The sequence below is a fragment of the Pseudomonas sp. NFX98 genome (assembly GCF_047784845.1).
Classification (GTDB): Bacteria; Pseudomonadota; Gammaproteobacteria; order Pseudomonadales; family Pseudomonadaceae; genus Aquipseudomonas.
Genome location: NZ_JBLNNF010000010.1, coordinates 39801 through 61737, shown reverse-complemented (window position 1 = coordinate 61737; position 21937 = coordinate 39801). Strand labels below are relative to the sequence as shown.

16 protein-coding genes are annotated in these 21937 nt (G+C 57.8%); 6 read left to right on the top strand and 10 right to left on the bottom strand.

The window, feature by feature from the left end; all coding sequences use genetic code 11:
• The first annotated feature begins 89 nt into the window (after positions 1-89).
• The 3 genes from paoA to paoC are packed head-to-tail and all read left to right on the top strand — an operon-like array spanning position 90 to position 3861.
• The gene (gene paoA / locus ACM110_RS15085) at positions 90-713 is read left to right on the top strand and encodes an aldehyde dehydrogenase iron-sulfur subunit PaoA (protein ID WP_416128387.1); all 624 of its coding nucleotides are present in this window, start codon (positions 90-92) and stop codon (positions 711-713) included.
• Positions 710-1666: an FAD binding domain-containing protein gene (locus ACM110_RS15080; RefSeq protein WP_416128386.1), complete on the top strand. Its 957-nt coding sequence runs from the start codon at positions 710-712 to the stop codon at positions 1664-1666. The genes paoA and ACM110_RS15080 overlap by 4 nt, the downstream gene beginning before the upstream one ends.
• Positions 1663-3861, top strand: coding sequence for an aldehyde oxidoreductase molybdenum-binding subunit PaoC (gene paoC / locus ACM110_RS15075; protein WP_416128385.1), 2199 nt, complete (start codon positions 1663-1665; stop codon positions 3859-3861). Before ACM110_RS15080 ends, paoC begins: the two co-directional genes overlap by 4 nt.
• A gap of 174 nt (positions 3862-4035) precedes the next feature.
• Here paoC and ACM110_RS15070 read toward each other — a convergent pair whose 3' ends face one another.
• The 3 genes from ACM110_RS15070 to ACM110_RS15060 form a co-directional block, all read right to left on the bottom strand.
• On the bottom strand, positions 4036-6522 hold the full coding sequence (locus ACM110_RS15070; protein WP_416128384.1) for a TonB-dependent siderophore receptor: 2487 nt from the start codon (positions 6520-6522) through the stop codon (positions 4036-4038).
• 119 nt (positions 6523-6641) lie between these two features.
• Positions 6642-7595, bottom strand: coding sequence for a FecR domain-containing protein (locus tag ACM110_RS15065; RefSeq protein WP_416128383.1), 954 nt, complete (start codon positions 7593-7595; stop codon positions 6642-6644).
• Positions 7596-7598: 3 nt separating this feature from the next.
• Positions 7599-8108 (bottom strand): sigma-70 family RNA polymerase sigma factor, encoded by a 510-nt coding sequence (locus ACM110_RS15060; RefSeq protein ID WP_338581764.1) that lies wholly within the window; start codon positions 8106-8108, stop codon positions 7599-7601.
• Between the two features lie 361 nt (positions 8109-8469).
• Between ACM110_RS15060 and ACM110_RS15055 the strand changes: the two genes are divergently transcribed.
• Positions 8470-11844, top strand: a complete 3375-nt coding sequence (locus ACM110_RS15055; protein WP_416128523.1) for an Ig-like domain-containing protein — start codon at positions 8470-8472, stop codon at positions 11842-11844.
• Between the two features lie 149 nt (positions 11845-11993).
• Here the strand turns inward: ACM110_RS15055 and ACM110_RS15050 are convergent, their stop codons facing one another.
• The 4 genes from ACM110_RS15050 to ACM110_RS15035 form a co-directional block, all read right to left on the bottom strand.
• Positions 11994-13046, bottom strand: a complete 1053-nt coding sequence (locus ACM110_RS15050) for a DUF2235 domain-containing protein (protein ID WP_416128382.1) — start codon at positions 13044-13046, stop codon at positions 11994-11996.
• A gap of 39 nt (positions 13047-13085) precedes the next feature.
• A complete protein-coding gene (locus ACM110_RS15045; RefSeq protein WP_416128381.1) occupies positions 13086-13655 on the bottom strand; it encodes a YceI family protein in 570 nt (189 codons plus the stop codon).
• A 166-nt stretch (positions 13656-13821) separates the two neighbouring features.
• Positions 13822-14490, bottom strand: a complete 669-nt coding sequence (locus tag ACM110_RS15040) for a phosphoribosyltransferase (RefSeq protein ID WP_416128380.1) — start codon at positions 14488-14490, stop codon at positions 13822-13824.
• A gap of 209 nt (positions 14491-14699) precedes the next feature.
• Positions 14700-16061, bottom strand: coding sequence for an MATE family efflux transporter (locus ACM110_RS15035; RefSeq protein WP_416128379.1), 1362 nt, complete (start codon positions 16059-16061; stop codon positions 14700-14702).
• 442 nt (positions 16062-16503) lie between these two features.
• Here ACM110_RS15035 and ACM110_RS15030 point away from each other — a divergent pair, with 442 nt between their 5' ends.
• A complete protein-coding gene (locus tag ACM110_RS15030) occupies positions 16504-16776 on the top strand; it encodes a hypothetical protein (protein WP_416128378.1) in 273 nt (90 codons plus the stop codon).
• Positions 16777-17023: 247 nt separating this feature from the next.
• Here the strand turns inward: ACM110_RS15030 and ACM110_RS15025 are convergent, their stop codons facing one another.
• The gene (locus ACM110_RS15025; protein WP_416128377.1) at positions 17024-17257 is read right to left on the bottom strand and encodes a hypothetical protein; all 234 of its coding nucleotides are present in this window, start codon (positions 17255-17257) and stop codon (positions 17024-17026) included.
• A 119-nt stretch (positions 17258-17376) separates the two neighbouring features.
• Between ACM110_RS15025 and ACM110_RS15020 the strand changes: the two genes are divergently transcribed.
• Positions 17377-18810: an IS1182 family transposase gene (locus tag ACM110_RS15020; RefSeq protein WP_416128376.1), complete on the top strand. Its 1434-nt coding sequence runs from the start codon at positions 17377-17379 to the stop codon at positions 18808-18810.
• A 384-nt stretch (positions 18811-19194) separates the two neighbouring features.
• Here ACM110_RS15020 and ACM110_RS15015 read toward each other — a convergent pair whose 3' ends face one another.
• A complete protein-coding gene (locus tag ACM110_RS15015; protein ID WP_416128375.1) occupies positions 19195-20016 on the bottom strand; it encodes a hypothetical protein in 822 nt (273 codons plus the stop codon).
• A gap of 13 nt (positions 20017-20029) precedes the next feature.
• Positions 20030-21931, bottom strand: a complete 1902-nt coding sequence (locus ACM110_RS15010; RefSeq protein WP_416128374.1) for a S8/S53 family peptidase — start codon at positions 21929-21931, stop codon at positions 20030-20032.
• Positions 21932-21937: the final 6 nt, after the last annotated feature.

The following is a 21937-nucleotide window of genomic DNA, read 5'->3' as shown; positions in this document are numbered from 1 at the left end:
TCATCCATTCAATGGTCACTCTTATTGATGAGGGCTGCAAAGGTGCCGAAGGGCACTGCACGCAAAAATTACGCAAAGGAAATGACCTGATGACGATTTCCCGACGCACATTCCTGATTGTTGGTGCGGTGACAGCGGCCAGCGTGGCGTTGCCACCGTTCATTTCTGCACGGGCATCCGCCGCCAATGCCGCGCGGCCGATCAAAGCCGCGGTGAAGATCTGGGTGAATGACAAAGAACACGCCCTTGACCTCGATACCCGCACCACCCTGCTCGATGCCCTACGCGAGAACCTGCATCTGACCGGCACCAAGAAAGGCTGCGACCACGGCCAATGTGGTGCCTGTACGGTGATCGCCAATGGTCGGCGGATCAATTCGTGCCTGACCCTGGCCGTGATGCATGAGGGCTCGAAGATCACCACCATCGAAGGCCTCGGCACCCCGCAACAGCTGCACCCCATGCAGGCCGCGTTCATCAAGCACGACGGCTATCAATGCGGTTACTGCACGCCGGGGCAGATCTGCTCGGCAGTCGCGGTGCTAGGGGAAATCCGCGACGGCATTCCCAGCCATGCCAGCCCCAGCCTGACCGAGCCACCGAAGCTGATCGCCAGTGAAATCCAGGAACGCATGAGCGGCAACATCTGCCGTTGCGGGGCGTACTCCAACATCATCGAAGCGATCAGCGAAGTCGCAGAGGTCAGCGCATGAGACCCTTTACCTACATACGTGCAAAATCCCCGACCGAGGCGGCGGCATTGGCCGCACAGGTCAGCGAATCGCGTTTCATCGCCGGTGGTACCAATCTGCTTGACCTGATGAAGCTCGACATCGAAACGCCTACGCACCTGATCGACGTCAACGGCATTGGCCTGGACCGCATCGAAACCACGTCAGAAGGCGGCCTGCGCATCGGTGCTCTGGTCAGAAACACCGACCTCGCTGCCGACCCGCGCATCCGCGAAGACTACGGTTTGCTCGCACGCGCCCTGCTCGCGGGCGCCTCCGGGCAGTTGCGAAATGTCGCCACCACCGCTGGCAACCTGCTGCAACGCACCCGCTGCCCGTACTTTTACGACACTCATCAGGCCTGCAACAAACGCCAGCCCGGCAGCGGCTGCGCAGCCATCGACGGCGTCAGTCGACAGCTCGGCATCATCGGTGTCAGCAACGCCTGCATCGCCACCCACCCCAGCGACATGGCCGTGGCAATGCGCGCGCTCGATGCTCAAGTCGAAACGATAAAACCTGACGGCAGCACACGCGCCATTCCGATTGCCGACCTGCATCGTTTGCCCGGCACCACGCCGAATATCGAAACCACGCTGACGGTCCATGAACTGATTACCGCCGTGACCTTACCCGCCCCAATTGGCGGCACCCACATTTACCAGAAGGTCCGGGATCGGTCTTCCTATGCGTTCGCCCTCATTTCGGTCGGCGCAATCATTCAGAAAGATGGTACTGGTCGCGTCGCCCTCGGTGGCGTGGCGCATAAACCATGGCGTGTCGAAAACGCTGAGTCGGCCATGCCACAAGGTGCGAAAGCACTGACCGAAAAGCTGCTCGCCGGTGCGACACCCACCCACGAAAACGCCTTCAAACTGACTCTGGTCGAGCGCACGCTCGCTGCGGTGATGGCCCAAGCGAGGGAGCACGCATGAAATTCGACACGCCAGCCACCACCAACCCCATCGATCAAATGCAGGTCGTCGGCAAGGCCACCACCCGTATCGAAGGCCCGCTGAAAACCACCGGCACGGCGCATTACGCCTACGAGCATCACGACGTCGTACCGAACCAGGCCTATGGCGTGGTGATCGGTTCGGCCATCGCCAAGGGTCGCATCGCCTCGATGGACCTTGAAATTGCCCAGGCTTCGCCGGGGGTACTCACCATTGTCACCGCAGCCAACGCCGGCAAGCTCGGCAAAGGCAAATACAACACCGCGAAATTGCTTGCCGGGCCGGACATCCAGCACTACCACCAGGCCGTCGCTCTGGTGGTGGCAGAAACGTTCGAACAGGCACGGGCCGCCGCCGAGCGGGTCACCGTCAACTACGTACGTGCCGAGGGCGTGTTCGACCTCGCGGCTACTCGCGATTCGGGCAAAGAAGCCAAGGATCAGATGCCCGACACCGTGCAGGGTGATTTCGAAGGTGCTTTTGCCGCTGCACCGGTGCAACTGGATGCGACCTACACCACGCCCGATCAGGCCCACGCCATGATGGAGCCGTTCGCTTCAATGGCGGCGTGGGACGGCGACAAGCTGACCTTGTGGACCTCCAATCAGATGATCGACTGGTCCGTCACCGATCTGGCGACAACCCTCGGTATACCGAAGCAGAATGTGCGGCTGATTTCGCCTTACATTGGCGGCGGTTTCGGCGGCAAGCTGTTCATCCGCGCCGACGCGGTGCTGGCGGCGCTCGGTGCACGCATGGCCGGCAGACCGGTGAAAGTGGCGCTCGCGCGGCCACTGATGTTCAACAACTCGACCCACCGCCCCGCCACCATCCAGCGCATCCGCATCGGTGCCACCGCCGATGGCAAGATCACCGCCATGGCTCACGAAGGCTGGAACGGTGGCTTGCCCGACGGCAAAGTCGAACTGGCCTCGCAACCCAGCAAGTTGCTGTACGCCGGGGAAAACCGTCGGGTGACCATGCGTCTGTCGACCCTTGATCTGCCGGAAGGCAACGCCATGCGTGCGCCGGGCGAAGCGCCGGGGATGATGGCTTTGGAAATTGCCATGGACGAAATGGCGGAGAAGTTGAAGCTCGACCCGGTGGAGTTTCGCATCCTCAACGACACCCAGGTCGATCCGGTCAATCCGCAACGCCCCTTCTCGCAACGCCACTTGATCGAATGCCTGCGCACCGGAGCCGAGCGTTTCGGCTGGAGCAAACGTCACGCGCAACCGGGTACGCAGCGCGAGGGTCGCTGGCTGATTGGCGTGGGCATGGGCGTCGCTTTCCGCAACAACTTGCTGGTGAAATCCGGCGCTCGCGTGCGGCTCAATGATCAAGGTATCGTCACCGTCGAAACCGACATGACCGATATCGGTACCGGCAGCTACACCATCATTGGCCAGACGGCGGCGGAGATGATGGGTGTCAGCCTCGACAAGGTCGTGGTGCGTCTGGGCGATTCGAGCTTTCCGGTGTCGGCCGGTTCCGGTGGCCAGTTCGGTGGCAACTGTTCGACTGCTGGCGTCTATGCAGCTTGCATCAAACTTCGCGAAGCCGTTGCGCAACGCCTTGCGGTGAACCTGGACGATGCGACGTTCGCCGAAGGAGAAGTCCGTTCCGGCGATAAACGCGTGCCGCTGCAAGAGGCCGCGCAAGCCGGAGAACTGGTGACCGAGGATTCGATCGAGTTTGCCGAGCTAAGCAAAAAATTTCAGCAGTCGACCTTCGGCGCGCACTTTGTCGAAGTCGCCGTGGACAGCGCCACTGGCGAAACCCGCGTGCGGCGGATGCTCGCGGTATGTGCCGCCGGGCGCATCCTCAATCCGACCTCGGCACGCAGCCAGGTGATCGGCGCCATGACCATGGGCGTCGGCGCGGCATTGATGGAAGAATTGGCGGTCGACAAGCGCCGGGGCTTTTTCGTCAACCACGACCTGGCCGGGTACGAGGTGCCGGTGCACGCCGACATCCCGCATCAGGAAGTCATTTTCCTCGACGAGACCGATCCGGTTTCATCGCCAATGAAAGCCAAGGGCGTGGGTGAGCTGGGTATTTGCGGGGTCAGTGCGGCAATTGCCAATGCGGTGTACAACGCGACGGGCATTCGGGTGCGGGACTACCCGATCACGCTGGACAAGATGCTCGACAAGTTGCCGCAGATGATTTGACTTGGCACCACGTCAGTCGCTCTGCGGTATTGGGTGAGTCAGTTGATTTTGTACCGGGTTTGCGGCCCCATCGCGGGCAAGCCCGCTCCCACAGGAGACCGGGTTGCTTGGTTGAACTCGGATCGACTGTGGGAGTGAGCCTGCTCGCGATGGCGTCAGTAGCTTCGGCGGAGATCAGAAGTCGTAAGTCATATCGACCGACGCCACCCGCTCCTGCCCGTAGTAGCAACCGAACGAGTAGTTGCAGTCCGACACGTACTCACGATCGAAGATATTCTGCACGTTCAGGCGAGTCTGCAAACCGCGCAGGCTCGGGTCGAGTTTGCCCATGTCGTAGCTGACGGTGGCGTCGTAGACGACCCACGATGGCACGTCGAACGAGTTGGCCGCATCACCCGGTTTGCGTCCGGTGTAGCGCGCTCCGGCACCGAACGTCAGGCCATTGAGCGTGGCCTGGGTGAAGTGGTAGTCGACCCACAACGACGCCGAAACTGGCGACTGCGCTTCGTTGCGATTGTCTTCGTTGCCCCAGCTGTCCTTGGTGTAGAACGAGTCCATGTAGCTGGCGGCGGCCAGGATGTCGACGTTGTCGATGCTGGATTTGACTTCCAGTTCGACGCCGCGCGAACGCACTTCACCGCCCTGGGACATGTACTCCGGATAGTCATCATCGCCGGTCAATACGTTCTTCTGCTTGATCTCATACACCGACGCGGTGATCAGGGTTTTCTCGAACGGCTGGTACTTCACGCCCACTTCGTACTGCTGACCCTCGGTCGGCTCGAAGGCCTTGCCGCCACGCTCAGGAGCGGCGGTGCCCAGCGTCGGCAGGAAAGATTCCGAGTAGCTGACATACGGCGCCAGGCCGAAATCGGTGACGTAAGTCAGGCCCACTCGCCCGGTGAACTTGTTGTCGCGCTTGGATTCACGGGTCGACGCCAGCAAGTCCTTGTTGTCGATTTCCGCCCAGTCCTGACGACCGCCGATGGTCAGGATCCACTGGTCCAGTTTGATCTGGTCCTGCAGGTACACGCCGGTCTGGCGCAGGGTGTTGTCCCACTTGGTGGTCAGTGTCGGCATCACGCTGCTGGTGTCGTAGTTGTTCTTGCCGTACAGGTCGACCGGCAACACGTTGCTGGCGTTGTAGCCGTCGTACTTGCGAGAGAAATGCCGATAGTCCACGCCCGCCAGCGTGGTGTGCTCCAGGGCGCCGGTGTTGAATTTGTATTCCAGGTTGTTATCGATGGTGTAGGCGATGTTGTGCTGGCGCCAGTCGACCTTGGCGCGGTTGGCCCGGGTGAAATCGGTCACGCCGGCATCATCGGTGACGAAGCTGCGCAGGTAGAAGCCTTTGTAGCGGTCGCGTACGTCGGTGTAACGCGCGGTGGAGCGGTACTTCAAGTCATCGGAGATGTTGTGGCTGAAGTCGTAGCCGAAGACGTACTGGTCACGTTTGTAATCGTTGAAGTTGGTATCGCCGGAAAAGAAGTCGCGGTTGATTCGTTCGCCGTTGGGACCACGATCCAGCGAGCCGATTCTTGGCAGCGACTGATAATCCGGTATGCCGTCATCGCGCTGGACTTGTGCCAACAGGGTCAGGAAGGTGTCCTCGGTCGGCGCCCAGGTCAGGCTCGGCGCCAGCAGCATGCGTTCGCTGCTGTTGTGCTCGACTTGCTCACCACCCTTGTCGGCGACGCCGATGAGGCGATAGGTGAACTGTTTCTGTTCGTCGATCGGGCCGCTGGTGTCGAAGGCGCCGTTGACCCGGTCGTAACTGCCCGCCCCCAGTTTGATCTGGCTGCGCTGTTCGGTGGTCGGGCGCTTGGAGACCATGTTGATCAGGCCGCCCGGCTGGTTCTGCCCGTAGAGTACCGACGACGGCCCCTTGAGCACTTCGATGCGCTCCAGGGTGTACGGGTCGATTTGCGGCGCGCCGCCGAGGCTGCCTGCGTAGGGAATGTAGGCGCCATCGAGATACAGCGGCGTCGGCGCGAAACCACGGCTGGTGATTTCATCGGCAATCGAGTTGCGGTCGGTGTAGCCGCTGGTGTTCAGCCCCGGTGTGTAACGCAGGGCCTGGGTCAGGTTGCGCGCGCCTTGGGCTTCGACCTGGTCGGCAGTGACCACGTTGATGGTCTGCGGGATTTCCAGAATCGGCGTATCGGTCTTGGTGCCGGTGGCGCTGCGGGTCGCAACGTAACCGTCCACCGGACCGTAGGCCGACTCCACGGCAACCCCCGAAATGCTGGTGGCGCCCAACTGGATCGCCGCGCCCGCCCCAACGATCGGCAACAGTGAATAACTGCCATTGTCGTGACGCACCGCTTCGAGCTTGCTCCCGGCCAGTAGCTGGCGCAGGCCGGCATCCACCGAATAACGACCCCGCAATCCCGCCGTTTGCTGGCCGTTGGCAGAGGTCGGTTCGAAGGAAACGGTGACGCCGGCGGTGCCGGCGAATTGGGTCAATGCCGAACCCAGCGGACCGGCCGGAATGTCGAATTCGGTTTCGCCCGTGGTTTGCGCCCAGGCCGGTTGCGCCACCACCGCCATGCCCAACGGGGCGGCCAGCGCCATACCGAGCAGTGCGGCATGCACGGCACGGCTCAAGGGTCTGACGGATGGCTGGGTAGAAATGTTCAGTTGGGAATTGCGAGGGGTCATGCGGTGTCCTTTCGCCCGTTAGTGGCAGTAAATGGCGGCGTCTATGTGCGCCTCTAACTACCAAGTCGAACGAGAATCGAAATCAATAACCCCCAAGAAGATTTTTTTCGATCGATCACTCAGACCGGCTCCACGCGGGTCCAAAAACGGCTGAAACGACGTATGCGCACAGGCAAGGTCGAGGTCAGGTTGTCGAGGACCGTGTCGGTGCTGCCCAAATGAAACGCGCCGGAAATCCGTAGCGCCGCCACCGCCGGCTCACACCCCAGATGGCCGGGACGATAACGCTGAAGTTCGCGGACAAAATCACCCAGGCGCCAGTCATTGACCACCAGCATGTCCCGGGTCCAGGCATCCAACTGCGGAGTGGCTCGCTGCACCGCGTCGATGGCGTCGCGGCGAAAGCTCAATTGCTGGCCGGCGTCGACGCGCACCGCAGACCCGGACAGATCGGCGCAGCGCACCTCGACCGCATGCTCCTGCACGCTGACCAGGCTTTGCTCCGCATCACGCCGCACGACAAAACGGGTGCCCAGGGCGCGGATGCTGCCTTCGGCGGTGTGGACCACAAAGGGTCGCGCCAACGCGTCGGGCGCCGTTTCAATCTGGATTTCGCCTTCGAGCAAACGGATTTCGCGCAGGGTATCGCTGTAGCGAATGTCCACCGCCGTTGCCGTGTTGAGTTGCAACTGGCTGCCATCGTCGAGCCGCACACGGCGACGCTCGCCAGTGCCGGTGCGCTGGTCGGCCATCAACGTTGGCAGTGACGTAGTGTTCCAGGCCAATGTCCCTGCTCCGCCCGCCATCAACAGAATCGACAAGACCTTGAGCACATCGCGGCGTTTGGCGCGGGCACTGGCCAGGGTCGGACGGGCGACGGCGGGAGTGACTTGCCCGAGTTTGTCCTGCAAGCGCGACAGACGCTCCCATGCCTGTACATGTCGAGGGTCGCGTTCCAGCCAACGCCGATGCGCTTCGCGAACGGCCTCGTCCGGCACCTCGCCGCGCAAGTCGACGTACCAGCGTGCGGCGGCTTCAAGGGTCGCGTAATCGAGCGGTTGCGCTTGGGCCACGGCTCAGTCCTCGATCAGCAACAGGCAGTGCGTCAGGGCGCGCACCGCATGCTTCTTGACCGTGGTCACCGAGACATTCAGGCGTCGGCCGATCTCGACATAGCTCAGGCCATCGAGCTGGGCCAACAGGAAAATCTCGCGGGTTCGCTCACCCAGGCCGTCCAGCAAACGATCGATTTCCATCAGGGTTTCGATGATCAGCGAACGGGTTTCCGGCGAGACAGCCACCGGCTCCGGAGCGTTGGCCAAGGTTTCCAGATAGGCCTGCTCCAGCGCTCGTCGGCGGAACATGTCGATCATCAGGCTGCGGGCGATGGTGCTGAGGTAGGCGCGCGGTTCGCGCAATTCCTGAACCTTGCGTTGAGTGAGGACGCGAATAAAAGTGTCCTGGGCCAGATCCGCTGCGTTGTGATTGCAACCCAGCCGTTTGCGCAGCCAGCCACACAACCAACTGTGGTGTTCCTCGTAAAGCGTGTGCACGGCGTGTTGCAGCGAGAGGTCGGCGGAGGACATGGAAAAGGCCCGAAACAAATTTATTTGATAATGACTCTCATTTTCTTCCAAGCCAACATACTTTGGCAAGACCACCCCACCATTGGTGAAAGTAACCCAATGAAATAAGGGGATTTCCCCCGTAAGCGCGGAATATGCCCCACCCGTTTCTGTAAGCGAGCAGAAACACTCTGAAACAACTTACTAATTCATTAGCACTTTTTCTCCCGGCCCAAGTGATGGCCCAACAGTTGCACTTCACCCACTACCGCAGCAGCTGTCGTTCCAGAACGGGATGGCGGGTTTCGCCGATTTGGCATGACGCGAGGGGAAAAAAATGAAGCGTGAAACACCACAACTCAGTTCACCCAGCTATTGGCGCATGTCCGGGCTCGCCTCAGCGATGCTGATGACATTGGCAACGGCCAATGCCGCACCACTCGACGATGTCAGCGAACCGCCACCGACGGACCCCTCGGCCTACTACCCGCTGCCCGCTGATCCGGTAGCTGCCGCAGCCGCGCTCGAGGCATTGAAAGGTATGCCCGAAGCCAACGAGGGCGCGATTGCCTATCCCAACGGCGTGTACGGCGACCGCAATTCACCGCGCGCCGAGAACGTGCTGCCGCCGAGTCTGCAGACCTCGTTCAATTACCCCACCAACGGCAAACCCAGCCCGTTGTTCGGGGCGCTGCCGTACACCCAGCAACTGTTGTTGTTCGAAGAATTCGGTACGGAAAAACTCGACCCTACCCTTCCGGCACCGCCACTGACATTCCCGGTGCCCTCAGTCGGTCCGTTGCCGCAACAGGATCCGGACAACGTCGCCCGCAGCGGGCCATCCGCCACGGCGCTGGAAGCCTTCATGCGCCAACCGGGTTTGTACCCGTTCCCGTCACAGTTCTCCAACGTACTGGACCGCAACCCGTGGAAAGCGCAGATCGAAGCTTTCCTCAACCGCCATCCGGTCGGCTCCCCGGCCGAGGGGCGTCCACCAGGAAAGGGTTGGTCGCATCAACGCTGGAACGAGTTCTACCCGCAGGTCGCCTTCAAGACCGTGCAAGCGGGCGCCAAACTCAATGGCGGCATGCGCGATCGGCGGCAACTTCACAACTATGCCGTCGGTGAATTCGGGCCTGGCGGGCTGTACTACCAGACCTCGGACATCCCGACCACAACGGGCACAACCAAAGGTATCGACACCCGTTTCCACCCCAACTTTCCGATACAGAATCACAAATCACTGTGGACCTTCGACGGCACCTTTCCGCCAAAACTGTTGATGGTGCGCTACGGCCAACCGGTACTGATGCGTCACTACAACGCCCTGCCAATCGACCCGGCCGCCAACGCCGGTTTCGGCCTGCACACCATCAGCACCCACGAACACAACGGCCACTCCCCGGCTGAAAGCGACGGCTACACCAACGCGTTCTTCTTTCCGGGTCAGTACTACGACTATCGCTGGCCGCTGCAACTCGCCGGTTACGACACCATCAACACCGACGCCCATGACCCGCGCGCGGCGTTCCCCTGCGCACCGGGCGAAACCCTGTTCGTCAACGATGCCAACCCGGGCCTCAAGACCTGCGACAACGGCAGCATCAAGATCCGTGGCGACTGGCGTGAAACGATGAGCACCCACTGGTTCCACGACCACATGCTCGATTTCACCGCGCAAAACGTCTACAAGGGCAACGCGGTGATGATGAACTACTACAGCGCCCTCGACCGTGGCAACGAAGCGCTGGAAGACGGCGTCAACCTGCGCCTGCCCAGCGGTTCGGCGCTGCCTTGGGGTAACCGCGACTACGATGTGAACCTGGTGGTGGCCGACAAGGCCTGGGACGGCAATGGTCAACTGTGGTTCAACCCGTTCAACACCGACGGCTTTCTCGGCGACCAGATCCTGGTCAACTGGCAGTACGAGCCGCGCCTGAAAGTTCGGGCGCGCAGTTATCGTTTCCGCATTCTCAACGGCTCGGTGTCGCGCTACTTCCGGATCGCACTGGTACGTGAAATCGCCGGCAACGGTGGCGAATATCCAGGGCCGGCCGGCTCCAACGTGTCCTATACCCGCGTGCCTTTCCACATGATCGGCAACGACGGCAACCTCATGGAACACGCCATACCATTCGACGGCAGCATGGACCTGGACGGCGACGGCGATAAGCAGAACCACAACGCGATCCTGCCAACCCAAGGCATCGCCGAACGCTACGACATCATCGTCAACTTCGCGAAAAACGGGATCAAGACCGGCGACAAGCTGTACTTCGTCAACCTGATGGAACACAAGACCGGCAAGGGTCCGGAGAAGAACGGCCTGAGCCTGGCTGACGTGCTGTCCGAGAAGTACAAAGCGGTGATCAAGCAAGGCAGCAAAGGCCCGGAATGGGACAAAGGCGACCCGGTGGTCGGCAAGTTCATGCAAATGATTGTGCAGCCTTACTCCGGTACGGATGTCAGCATGAACCCCGCCGACTACGAACCCGCCAAACCGGGAAAAGCCGCCGGCAAAACCATGATCCCGCTGACCCTCAATCGTGACGATCCGCAGGTCCAGGCCAAGCTCAAACTGGCGCGGCACCGCGAGTTCATTTTCGGTCGCTCCGACGGCACTGATGAAGCGCCGTGGACCATCAAGACCGACGGCGGTTTCGGCTACAGCATGGACCCTCGCCGGCTCAACGCAGCACCGCAACTGGCCAACGGCCCGACCGATGGCGGCTACGTCGGCGACGGTACGCTGGAAGTGTGGAAAATCAAGAACGGCGGCAATGGCTGGAACCACCCGGTGCATGTGCATTTCGAGGAGGGCATCGTCCTCAGCCGCGACGGCAAGGCGCCACCGGAATGGGAAAAATGGGCACGCAAGGACGTGTATCGCATCGGCGAAGGCATCGACAGTTCGGTCGATGTGGAAATGGCGATTCACTTCCGCGAGTTCGCCGGGACCTACATGGAGCACTGCCACAACACTCAGCACGAGGACTCTTCGATGCTGCTGCGTTGGGATATCGAGCATCCAGGTCAGTTCCAGCTGATGCCAACGCCGCTGCCGGGTTGGGACGGTGTCACCTACGTCAACTCCGCCGCACTGCCAACCTTCCGCAATGGCGATGGCAACGGTAGTGATGACGACGATGACGACAACGAAGGCCAGAACAAGAAACCGATTGCCAACGCCGACAGTGCCGCCAGCAACAATGGCCAGCCGGTGACCATCAACGTCTTGGCCAACGACACCGATCCGGATGGCAACGTGCCGTTGAAAGTGGTGGGACTGGCGCAACCGGATTCCGGCCAGGGCACGGTCAGCACCGATGGTGTGCGGGTGATCTACACGCCACCGGCCACCGTCACGGCGCCGTTCACGGCGACCTTCACCTATCAGGCCAGCGACGCCAAGAACGCGGTCTCGGAACCGGCAACGGTCTCCGTGGCGGTCACAGGGGCGGCGGTCGACGAAGATCTGGTGGTCACCAGCGCCTCTGTCACGTCCCGCAGCAACAGCCGTTACACCTGGGACCTGGCGGGTACCACCTCGCGCGGCACCGGCAATACGCTGACCGTGACCGTGTCCACCACCGCCGGCCCGCTCAGCCTCGGCAACGCAATCCTCACGCCAACCGGCACCGGAGCGCGCTGGAGAGTGTCGGTCAGCACCACCGGCGCCGGCCCGACACCGAGCCCGACCGCGACCATACGCTCGGCCTTCGGGCAGGCGGTGACAGTGCCGATAACGGCGAAGTGATGGGGTAAATGATTGACGCCCGGTTCAGGCAATGTGGACCGGGCGTTGGTCGTTCCTTGTTGACTGTTTAGCCGCCATTGAGCGCACGCTCGCACACATTGGTTTGATGTCATCCACAGATCATGTGTCCACAGCAGATCCCTGTGGGATCAACCAATTTTGTTCACAGGCCTGTAAGTCCCCGCCAAATACACATCCACATGATTTTTCGGCCGATACGTTCCTGAAGCGACCACCCGTTGCTGCACGCTGTCATCGAAACACTCCTGGCCGAATGGCGTCTTGCCGATAGGCCGGAAATAGCGCGCGTTCAACAATCGGTAAGTACCACCGAGGAAGTCTTTGTAAGAGTCAGTGATATCGGACAATGCATTTGACTGTCGGGGGAGCTTCTTCGGGTTCAGTTCCAGCCCGCAATCCATGGCTTTATTGGCCATCCACCGCAGCGGAACATCCGACAGATTGTTATCGGCGTAACCGCCCCCCACGTTGGCATGCGCTCCGCAAAACCAGACCTGCTCCATCACCTGATTCGGCTTGGCAATCGGGTCCCACAGTGTGCATTCGTAATTGGCCCGATGTTCATCAATGGCGATGGCATGGAAGGCATTGCGTACGATCCCGCTGAGTTCGGTGTCGTGAAATTCGTAATACTTGTGATTGAACCACTCAGCCGATTTGAACGGCACACCCAGCGCACCGACCGTGTCCCAGACACCCAGAAAGTGGATGTCGATTTCCCGGGAGTAACTCTGGCGGAAGAACCGGGCGTTCTCCGTATCCGCGCTTGAATCGCGGGTGCGGTACAAGGTGTAGGCCTCATCGATACGGTCGATGTGTTTTTTTGTCAGCAGCCCGACATTGCGGATCAGCCCCACCAGGCTTCGCGCGGAATAGGCCCCGCGACTGAAACCGAAAATGAAAACCTGATCGCCCTCTTCGTAGCTTTTGGCCAACGCGACGTAGCCTTCCTTGATTTTCTTCGACAGGCCAACCCCGAATGCCCCACCCTCGAGTTTGTCGTACCAGTCGGTGCCCACGCCGGAGACATAGATTTTCTTCTGCACCGTCCCGTCCTTCTGACTGGACAGGATCGCGTCATGGAGCTTGACCACATTGGTGCTGGCGTCGCCATCGATCTCCGGCGCCTGATCAGGCAAGTTCCAGGTGCCGTCGAATGCGACGATGATTTTCTTTGGCATGTTCATCTCCCTTCAAATGTGACTGCCCATGCACGCCCGCTAGCGCTGCGGCGCAACCATCCGAAACTGGATATTGATCTCGTTGGAAACAACGCTGTCGGCCCACTCACCCTCTCCGATCTTGAAGTCGTTGCGCTTGAGCGTCAGCTCGCCGACGAAAATACCGATACCGCCCTCGGCCTTGAGCAAAACCGGCACATCCACTTCGTGGGTCAGCCCGCGCAGCGTGAGGTTGCCGGTGATCAAATAGCGGTTATTGGCGAGGTCTTTGATTCGAGTCGACTCAAAGTTTGCCTGCGGATAAGCCGCCGTATCGAACCAGGCGGGCTTGGGCAGTTCGGTCCTGGCGTCATCGCTGTCGACGTCGATGCTGGCAAGGTCGATGGTCAGCGCGGCGTGAGCTTCTTCGGGACGCGCGGTATCGAAATCGAGGGTCCCCTCGAACTTGCTGAACGTGCCATACACCCGCGCGCCCATCTGATCGTATGTGAAGCTGATCTTGCTGGCGGTCGGATTCACATCCGCGTACTCGACCGCGCAGGCGCTGGATAAACCGCCAATCGCAAGCACGGCTACCAATACAGTGAATTGAAGAAATCGAGAGCTCATGCGACTCTCCGGGCCGAAGCCCCTCAGGGATTGAGGTGTCGAACGCACCGTGGACTAAAGCAAAAATTGGCGGTTTGTGCCAGCCGCTTCAGCACGATGGCTTCCCTGATGCGGTCCTGTTCGGCGTTGTCGACACGGCGACATACTCTAGGCGGCTCGGTGACAATCAGCCGCCCTCTTTGCCCCACGCCCGTTGCAACAGATCCATGACTTCCCTATCCGACGTCTGGGAAAAATCCATGTACCAATAACCGATCGACATCATCCAGTCAGGCATCAGCGGGCAGACCAGCTCATCCACTTCGCTGCGCAACGCCTCGGCGGTTTCAATCGGCGCCACGGGCACGGCAACGACGATGCGCGAGGGCGCATGCACCCGCGCAGCCTTGATCGCCGCCATCATCGAGGCGCCGGTCGCCATGCCATCGTCGACCAGAATCACTACCTGATCCTTGAGTTGCAGCGGCGGCCGATTGCCGCGATACACCTGCTCACGGCGCAGCAATTCCTTGCTTTCCCGGTCGACCACGGCATCGAACGCGGCTTTAACAATGGGGTGTGCCTTTAGCGCCTGCTCATTGAGAATCTGGATGCCGCCACTGGCAATCGCGCCCATGGCGAACTCCTGATGCGACGGCACCCCGAGCTTGCGCACCAGCATCAAGTCCAGGCGCACCCCAAGCGCCGTGGCCACCTCATAAGCCACCGGCACCCCGCCACGGGGCAAGGCCAGCACGATAACGTCAGATCGATGGGCGTATTGGAGCAGCGGCTCCACCAGCCGCCGCCCGGCGGCGGCGCGGTTTTGCAGGATGGTTTGCGATGAGGGACCCATATGAAAACCTCCCCAGGCGATTACGCCTGATGGTTAACCTCCCCCGATGGATTGTCGGTTCGACAGCCCCCAACATCAAGTCGGGCATGCGAACACCACAGCCCCGTTCCACACAATCCCTGTGGGAGCGGGCTTGCCCGCGAAGACGTCAGCCCAATCAACATCTACCTCAACTGACACCACCTTCGCGAGCAAACAAACATCACTACCTAAACCAACCGCTCAATCTTCTGATGCTGCCACACCAGTTTGTAATACAACGTCTGTAACGCCAGCATCCCCAGATACGCCACCGGAAACGCCATCCATACCCCTTGCAACCCGAACCGCGCATCCAGCAAATAAGCCACCGGCAACTGCACGCACACCACGCAAACAATCGAGATCGCCACCGGCACCATCACCGTGCCGCTGGCGCGCATGATCCCGCCGATGATCGCCTGGAAGCCGAACACCAACAGGCTCCAGAGCATGATGTGCAACAGGTGCTCAGCCATATTCAACGTCGCCTCTTCTGTGAGAAACGACGCCAGCAACCAGCTCGACAACAAGTAGCCGAGCACAATCAACCCACCGGTCAGGCACACGTTGATCATCAACCCGGTCTTCAAGATTGGCCCGATGCGCTCAATGCGCCCTGCCCCGATCGCCTGCGCGCCGAGGATCGATGCCGTGATCGCAATCGACAACGCCGGGAACTGCACGTAATTGACGATCTGCGTCACCGCGCCATACGCCGCCGTCGCCTGGGACCCGTGCTGGTTCACCAGTGCCAGAATCACCAGCTCCGACAGCGACAACACCACCATCTGCAACCCGGTGGGCAAACCGATGCGCAACACCTTGCCGAGGATCGCCCAATCCAGCTTCATCGCCGCAAAAAACTCGCGGTCCGGCGCCAACGGATGCCCGCGACGAATCAACCGCCACGCCAGCCACCCCATCGCCACCAGATTGCCCGCCAACCCGGCAAACGCCGCACTCTGAATCCCCATCGGCGGCAACCCCAACCACCCGCGAATCAACGCCGGCGTCAGCGCCAAACCGATAACCGTCGACACCACCAGCGCCAACAACGGCGACAGCGTGTCGCTCACCCCGCGCAGCAACTGCGTGAACAATACAAACACCAACAGCGACGGCATGAACCACAACATCACATGGGCATACGCGACCGCATCGTCCAGCACATCAACCGGCGTCCCCAACCCCACCAGCGAAGACCGCGCAAACACACTCCCCACCACCGCCGCCACTAACCCGATCAACAGCCCCAAAAACAACGTCGCCCCGGCAATCGCCTTCACCAAATGCGTCTCCCGAGCGCCCCACGCCTGCCCGATCAACACACCCGCGCCAGCGCCCAGGCCGATGACCAGCGCGATGAAGAAAAACACGATGGGAAACATGCCGGACACGGCCGCCAGGGCTTGAGTGCCGAGCATCTGGCCGATGTAGATACTGTTGACGGTGCCGGACATGGATTGCAGGAAGTTCGACAGGACCATCGGGGCGAGGAAAAGCAGGTAGATTTTCCAGAGGGGGCGTTGGGGTGCGGTGGGGGTTTGCATGGGGTGGAGGTCCATCTCGACGACGTGAGGGCTAATAGAGGATAGCTTCGGTGAGTTAGGAGCGAGGGGCAATGAACATTTCGGGGTTGTGTTTAGTTTTGCAGGGAAGTGAGGTGAAAGGTCTGAGATTTCAGTGTGATTGGTCCTACATGAAGCTCGGAATGTCTCACCTACCGTGCTGATATTGGGCGGCTTATAGTCAGCCGTCGCCCTAATGGCGATTCGGGTTTGGCGACCTGACTTCAGAGAATGCGAAGGCTATCCGCTTCATTGCAGGTATCATCGCACCCGCAAAGCCGCTGTTATGGCGGCTGTGCGCGGGAGACCTACGGGTCTGCCGGTTTTCTCTGTTGCCGGTTCGCCAACCTGCGCACAGCTGCCACCCGATCGTTTGGCGACGACTGAGTGACGGCCTCAAGCCAATCAAACAGAGATCTTCACAATGAATCGATACATGCCCCTCACCGGAATCGACCTGATTCCAGCCTCCCTGCTCATTGATACCGAAGCACCACTCGATGTGCTGCAAGCCATGGCGGATTACCGAATTCGTACGGTTACGCAGGTGTTGGAAAACATTGCCTTTCGCGCAGAGATTGGCTGCGACACGGTGGTGTTGTCGGACTTTTCCAAGCTGCTGGCCATTCCGTTGCGGGATGGGTGTGATTTGATGGATGTGATTGGGCGACGGTTGCGGGCGCAGGCGGCGGAGTGAAGGGAAACGGGCGCTGAAGGCGCCCGTTTTTTTCTGGCGAAACAAGCCATTAAGTTTATTGCGCGTGCATAATTTCGTGGGCCTTCGACCCAAAGCTATCCTTCGTGGAGGGCAGCAATCGGCCAGAAGCGGTCACTCAAAGCTGGGGGACTTTGCTACTATGGGGATCCAGCGTACTGCTGACTTCTGCATGCAGGAGTTATCGCTGGAAAGCCTCAACACCCACCATCATTTGTCTTGTCAAACGCTACTTAGCGTTCGATGCATAAGGATTGATGCCGGCCTGTATCAAGCGATTTTGTAAAGCGAACAACATTTTTATGGCGGCATCTTCACTCATTGAACCTTCTCTGGCCTCCTTTTCAGAAATCTCGTCCTCACGCATAACAACCTGATGTGATCCAGCGTCGTACCTTACGAAAAGCCGACCTCCGCGAGCCCATATCTCCATGTCACTGAACTGGAATATTTTTTCGTCCATATCATCTCCTTCCCAATTCACAGAAGTTGCTTATCGAATGTCCGCTTCGGGTCCAGGCTGTGTGAAAACACCCGCAATTGTCTAATCTTCTGATCGTCGAGATCGTAGCGGGGGCGATCATGAAGCGATTTATTGAAGGCGAGGCTCGGACGCAAGTCACCTTGTTGCCGGAGTGTCTGGACGATTACGTAGCCGAAGAAAATCCAGTGCGCGTGGTCGATGTTTTCGTCGATGAACTCGACCTGGGCGCACTTGGTTTTGAGGGCGCCGATCCTACTGCAACGGGTCGTCCGGCCTACCACCCAGCGGTCTTGCTGAAGATCTATATCTACGGCTACCTCAATCGGATTCAGTCCAGCCGCCGGCTTGAGCGTGAGACCGAGCGCAACGTCGAGTTGATGTGGCTAACGGGGCGTTTGGCTCCGGACTTCAAAACCATTGCCGACTTTCGCAAAGACAACGGCAAAGCCATTCGCAGCGTATGCCGCCAGTTCGTAGTGCTTTGCCGCAACCTCAATCTCTTCTCCCAATCGATCATCGCCATCGGCAGCAAATTCAAAGCCGTCAATAATCGCGACCGTAACTTCACCCAGGGCAAAGTGAAGGCACGCATGCAGCAGATCGAGCAGAGCATCGATCGATATCTGGCGGCAATGGATTCGGCGGATCGGGCAACGCCCGAAGTGGCCGAGGCCAAAGCCGAGCGGCTTAAGGAAAAGATCGAAACACTGAAAAAGCAGATGCACAAACTCAAGGAAATCGAGGCGCAGCTTCACGACAGTCCAGACCAGCAAATCTCTCTTACCGATCCAGATGCACGCTCAATGGCCACGAGCGGTCGAGGCACCGGAACGGTTGGCTACAACGTACAAACAGCTGTCGACGACAAACACCACCTGATCATTGCCCACGAGGTGACGAACGTTGGTAATGATCGTGGGCAACTGAGCAATATGGCGAACCAAGCGCGTGAAGAAATCGAGGCTGAATCGCTAACGGTGGTGGCCGACCGAGGCTATTACAAAGGTCTGGAAATCCTTGCTTGCGAGCAAGCCGGCATCACTACCTTCGTACCGAAACCCCTGACATCTGGCAGCAAAGCCGAAGGCCGATTTGGTAAGCAGGACTTCATCTACGTTGCTGCATCGGACGAGTATCGATGCCCTGCGGGGCAGTTACTGACCAGGCGGCATTCGTCGGTGGAAGACGGCATGTTTTTGCATTGTTACTACTTCTCGGGCTGCCAGTCCTGCGCAATGCACAAGCAATGTACGACCGGTAAGGAGCGCCGGGTGAAGCGCTGGGAACATGAGGCGGTAGTCGACGCGATGCAGGTTCGGCTAGAACATGATCCAACGATGATGAGGGTGCGTCGACAGACCGTTGAACATCCTTTTGGAGCGCTCAAATATTGGATGGGAGCCACCCACTTCCTGACCAAAACCCTGCCGAGGGTGAGCACTGAGATGAGCCTTCATGTGCTCGCTTACAACCTCAAACGAATGATCAGCATCTTCGGCATCACAGGACTGCTTGAAGCAATCAGAGCATGAATCCAGCCGCATGATTGTCCGTGAGCGGCCGTTTGGGCCGCTGACGCGGCCTAAACGGCATTACGAACGTCTATGTCACTGACGAAGGTAATTCGCGCTTCCGCCCGCTGATTCCATAGGCAACCCTCGCGCCTATCACTTTTCGAGGTATTTAGCGCGTTTTCACACATCCTGGCCCTATAGCAGACATTCGACCGCTCATCACCCATATGACAGCTCAGCGAATGGACGCCACAAGATTTTGACGTCCTCCGCTCTAAATAGGGCCACCATGCGTATGGTCAAAGATTCTCGGACAGACGAACCCCTCAGGCAGAACCCTATGACATGTTGCTGGAGTCCTGAGATTAGTCATGCATCTTATACTTTCATTTGAGCATGCAACTAATTAGTTTCGACTCCTATGCTGTGTTTTTCCTGAATCTCGACAGTCTCCCACGATTGGGATTTGTTCGCGGAAGCAAATCCCCCTCCAGTGTCGAACTTGGCCAGTTCCCCTGCAATGTAAAATGGGTTTTGGCTGGATAGCACTAGCTCATTTTTGCTAATCCACTTTACGTTTAATCCGGCGCCTAAATCTCCATTAATTGATTGCACAACACCATCTTTAAGTTTGGCGCCCACCTCTGCCCCAACTGCTGTATCAAATACGAGTTTGGCTTCAAGGCCAGATACAAGAACGGCTTGATACATAATTAAACGCCCCGGCCTTGTTAGATCCTGCTTTAAGGGAGATGATTGTGGAAGAGCAATGATTGCTTGTTCAAACTCACCCTCTTCAATCAATATTGTTTTCAGTTTTGAGACTTTAACCTCCACGCTTTTGGCTTTGGAAAGTTCTGACTTTAAACTCGCCGAAAGCGGGGCAATACCTGAAGCGAAGTCTACGGTTGCACCACCTGTAAGCTTTGTTGACTCGCTTCCTTGACAATCAAATTCCTGGCCGGGCTTAATCCAATCGCCTGGAACTTTATTTGAATCCCATCTTAATCTGTACCCTCCACCATCTGGAACTAAGCGCCAAATCGAACCCGGGCCAATCGAATTTGACGCGCCAAAAAATAGCAACTTATTTTCATTCAAATCGCTATAAGCACAATTCTTAGCTACATCAGCCCAAGCACTCTTTGAGTCGTGCTTGCAGCCGGAAGCCGCAACCAGAAGTGGCAGGACTGCTAATGTCGCAATCGCTTTATGAAGTCTCATAATTAATATCGCCTCAATCAGTAAAAAGCTTATTAATATCCAAATTATACTTGCCACCACTATCATTACCGCCTTGCCTTGTTGCTCTTATCATTTCTCTTAACTTGTGACCTCTATCTGGAGCGTCAAGATCAGACAACATACTTGGAGAAATATATGCCAACTTTGCTGCAAGAAGCCAAGCAACCCTAGGTGCTGCGAAACTTGTCCCGCATATGTCTCTACTTACATATCCATCGAATGAAATGGCCAGCGGATCCACCTCCTTAGATCCAACAATGCTGGAGCGACACTGGAGATTACCATCGTGCGTTGTATTCATGACCGCCACCACATCCTGATTACTTACAGATCTAACAGCGAACCATCTTTCTTGTGCCGCTGCATTGTCTGCGCATATACATTCCGGGCTATAAGCAAGATTTGGAAGACATTTTTTGCAGTCGCTTGATGAGGAGTTCCCAGCTGCGGAAACAAGAATCCCTTCGTTAAAGTCAAAGTTAGTGAACTTGTATTTTCTTTTGGGGGTCGTCCACGAAAAATTTACAACATACGGATTTCCACTTGCAATCGAGTACAAATCCGCAAATGCAAGAACCGACTCAATAATTGCTTTGTCTGTATTAAGATTAGCCACGCCTATTTCTTGCTTCAGTCTATCAACAATATCCTTGGCAATTTCCCGTCTGATTTCTACCTCACCCGGGGGAACAGGGTCGCCTCTCGCGTCTAGCATAAAGTCATCAATTAGCCTAAGAGTTACTAATTCTTCAAGGATTTTTTTTGAGCCCTTTTGAGCTGTTGAAAGTGGAATATAGACTACTTTCACTCTCTGCCCTTTCCAATCTCTACTCGGCTCTAATGCAATCAGGGAGCTTAGTGCCATGTCTATAGATCGGGCATGAAATATTGACTTAGGGTATTCGGTAGACTGAATAGGCGGCCTTTGCAAATACACCGGGTAATTGAATTTTCTCTTAATTATCTCTAGTGCATCCGCTACAAAATCATTTGAGCGCACAAACGCTTCGTCATTTGGCCATCCGTCATCAAGAATGATCAACACTGGTTGTAATTTCGGGGGCTCCGCAAGCTGGGCTTTTATTATTTGGCCTTCACGAGGCGAAGGAAAGGGTGTAACCGCCGCATTCTCGGTGGTGTTTATTGACTCCATTTCTACTGAGATAGCTTGGGATTGAACCTCTTCATATGGTAGATTTATGCCAAAGCTCCCAAGGGTCTCCTTATAGTCGCTCGGCAACCACAAATATTGCATAACTAATGGAGATCCATCACGCCCAACCTTCGATACGACTGGCTTCTCGGTAAATGCCTGGGTATCAAGGCTAAAGGCTTCGTAAGATGAAACCTTTCTTAGATTTGGGTATACGCTGCTTTTCGGTATCGGATTACTTCCATTTACTACATTGGGCTTTTGAAGCGCCATGCGCGGTAGTGCGGGTATTTTGATGGTGGCACCAGCCTGCAAGGCTTCCGGAGCATTTAGACTGTTTAGTTCAAGTATTTTCCCCTCAACTGCCGAGTAAGCTCGCGGAGAGTTTTTTTGTCCAAAGCCATATTCCCTTAGTACCACTTTCGATAATACTTCGTTCTTTGAAACAGTTACCTCTCGAGCGATATTTGACTCAAGTGCCTCTCCGAGATTCTGGGAGGGACGTAGTTCCTTGTCAATCCACTTTGTGTTGATGCCATGCGGCTCGCCTGCCTCATGCCGAGGGGTGAAACTATCGTTTTTGAAATACCTTGCATCGATTACCCGCCTAACAAGGACAAAGTCATCTGGTGGTTGATCGTTTGCTGCGACAGATGATGTCGCGATCAAACAAGCAATTATCGATGTAAGCACTATGCCGAATAGATATATGGAAGGTTCATGTCGATTGAGATTGCTCATAAGCTT

Excerpts from the sequence above, each read along its gene's own strand:
- paoA (WP_416128387.1), top strand. The coding sequence starts at position 90 with ATGACGATTTCCCGACGCACATTCCTGATTGTTGGTGCGGTGACAGCG.
- ACM110_RS15080 (WP_416128386.1), top strand. The coding sequence starts at position 710 with ATGAGACCCTTTACCTACATACGTGCAAAATCCCCGACCGAGGCGGCG.
- paoC (WP_416128385.1), top strand. The coding sequence starts at position 1,663 with ATGAAATTCGACACGCCAGCCACCACCAACCCCATCGATCAAATGCAG.
- ACM110_RS15070 (WP_416128384.1), bottom strand. The coding sequence starts at position 6,522 with ATGACCCCTCGCAATTCCCAACTGAACATTTCTACCCAGCCATCCGTC.
- ACM110_RS15060 (WP_338581764.1), bottom strand. The coding sequence starts at position 8,108 with ATGTCCTCCGCCGACCTCTCGCTGCAACACGCCGTGCACACGCTTTAC.
- ACM110_RS15055 (WP_416128523.1), top strand. The coding sequence starts at position 8,470 with ATGTCCGGGCTCGCCTCAGCGATGCTGATGACATTGGCAACGGCCAAT.
- ACM110_RS15050 (WP_416128382.1), bottom strand. The coding sequence starts at position 13,046 with ATGCCAAAGAAAATCATCGTCGCATTCGACGGCACCTGGAACTTGCCT.
- ACM110_RS15045 (WP_416128381.1), bottom strand. The coding sequence starts at position 13,655 with ATGAGCTCTCGATTTCTTCAATTCACTGTATTGGTAGCCGTGCTTGCG.
- ACM110_RS15040 (WP_416128380.1), bottom strand. The coding sequence starts at position 14,490 with ATGGGTCCCTCATCGCAAACCATCCTGCAAAACCGCGCCGCCGCCGGG.
- ACM110_RS15035 (WP_416128379.1), bottom strand. The coding sequence starts at position 16,061 with ATGCAAACCCCCACCGCACCCCAACGCCCCCTCTGGAAAATCTACCTG.
- ACM110_RS15030 (WP_416128378.1), top strand. The coding sequence starts at position 16,504 with ATGAATCGATACATGCCCCTCACCGGAATCGACCTGATTCCAGCCTCC.
- ACM110_RS15025 (WP_416128377.1), bottom strand. The coding sequence starts at position 17,257 with ATGGACGAAAAAATATTCCAGTTCAGTGACATGGAGATATGGGCTCGC.
- ACM110_RS15020 (WP_416128376.1), top strand. The coding sequence starts at position 17,377 with ATGAAGCGATTTATTGAAGGCGAGGCTCGGACGCAAGTCACCTTGTTG.
- ACM110_RS15015 (WP_416128375.1), bottom strand. The coding sequence starts at position 20,016 with ATGAGACTTCATAAAGCGATTGCGACATTAGCAGTCCTGCCACTTCTG.
- ACM110_RS15010 (WP_416128374.1), bottom strand. The coding sequence starts at position 21,931 with ATGAGCAATCTCAATCGACATGAACCTTCCATATATCTATTCGGCATA.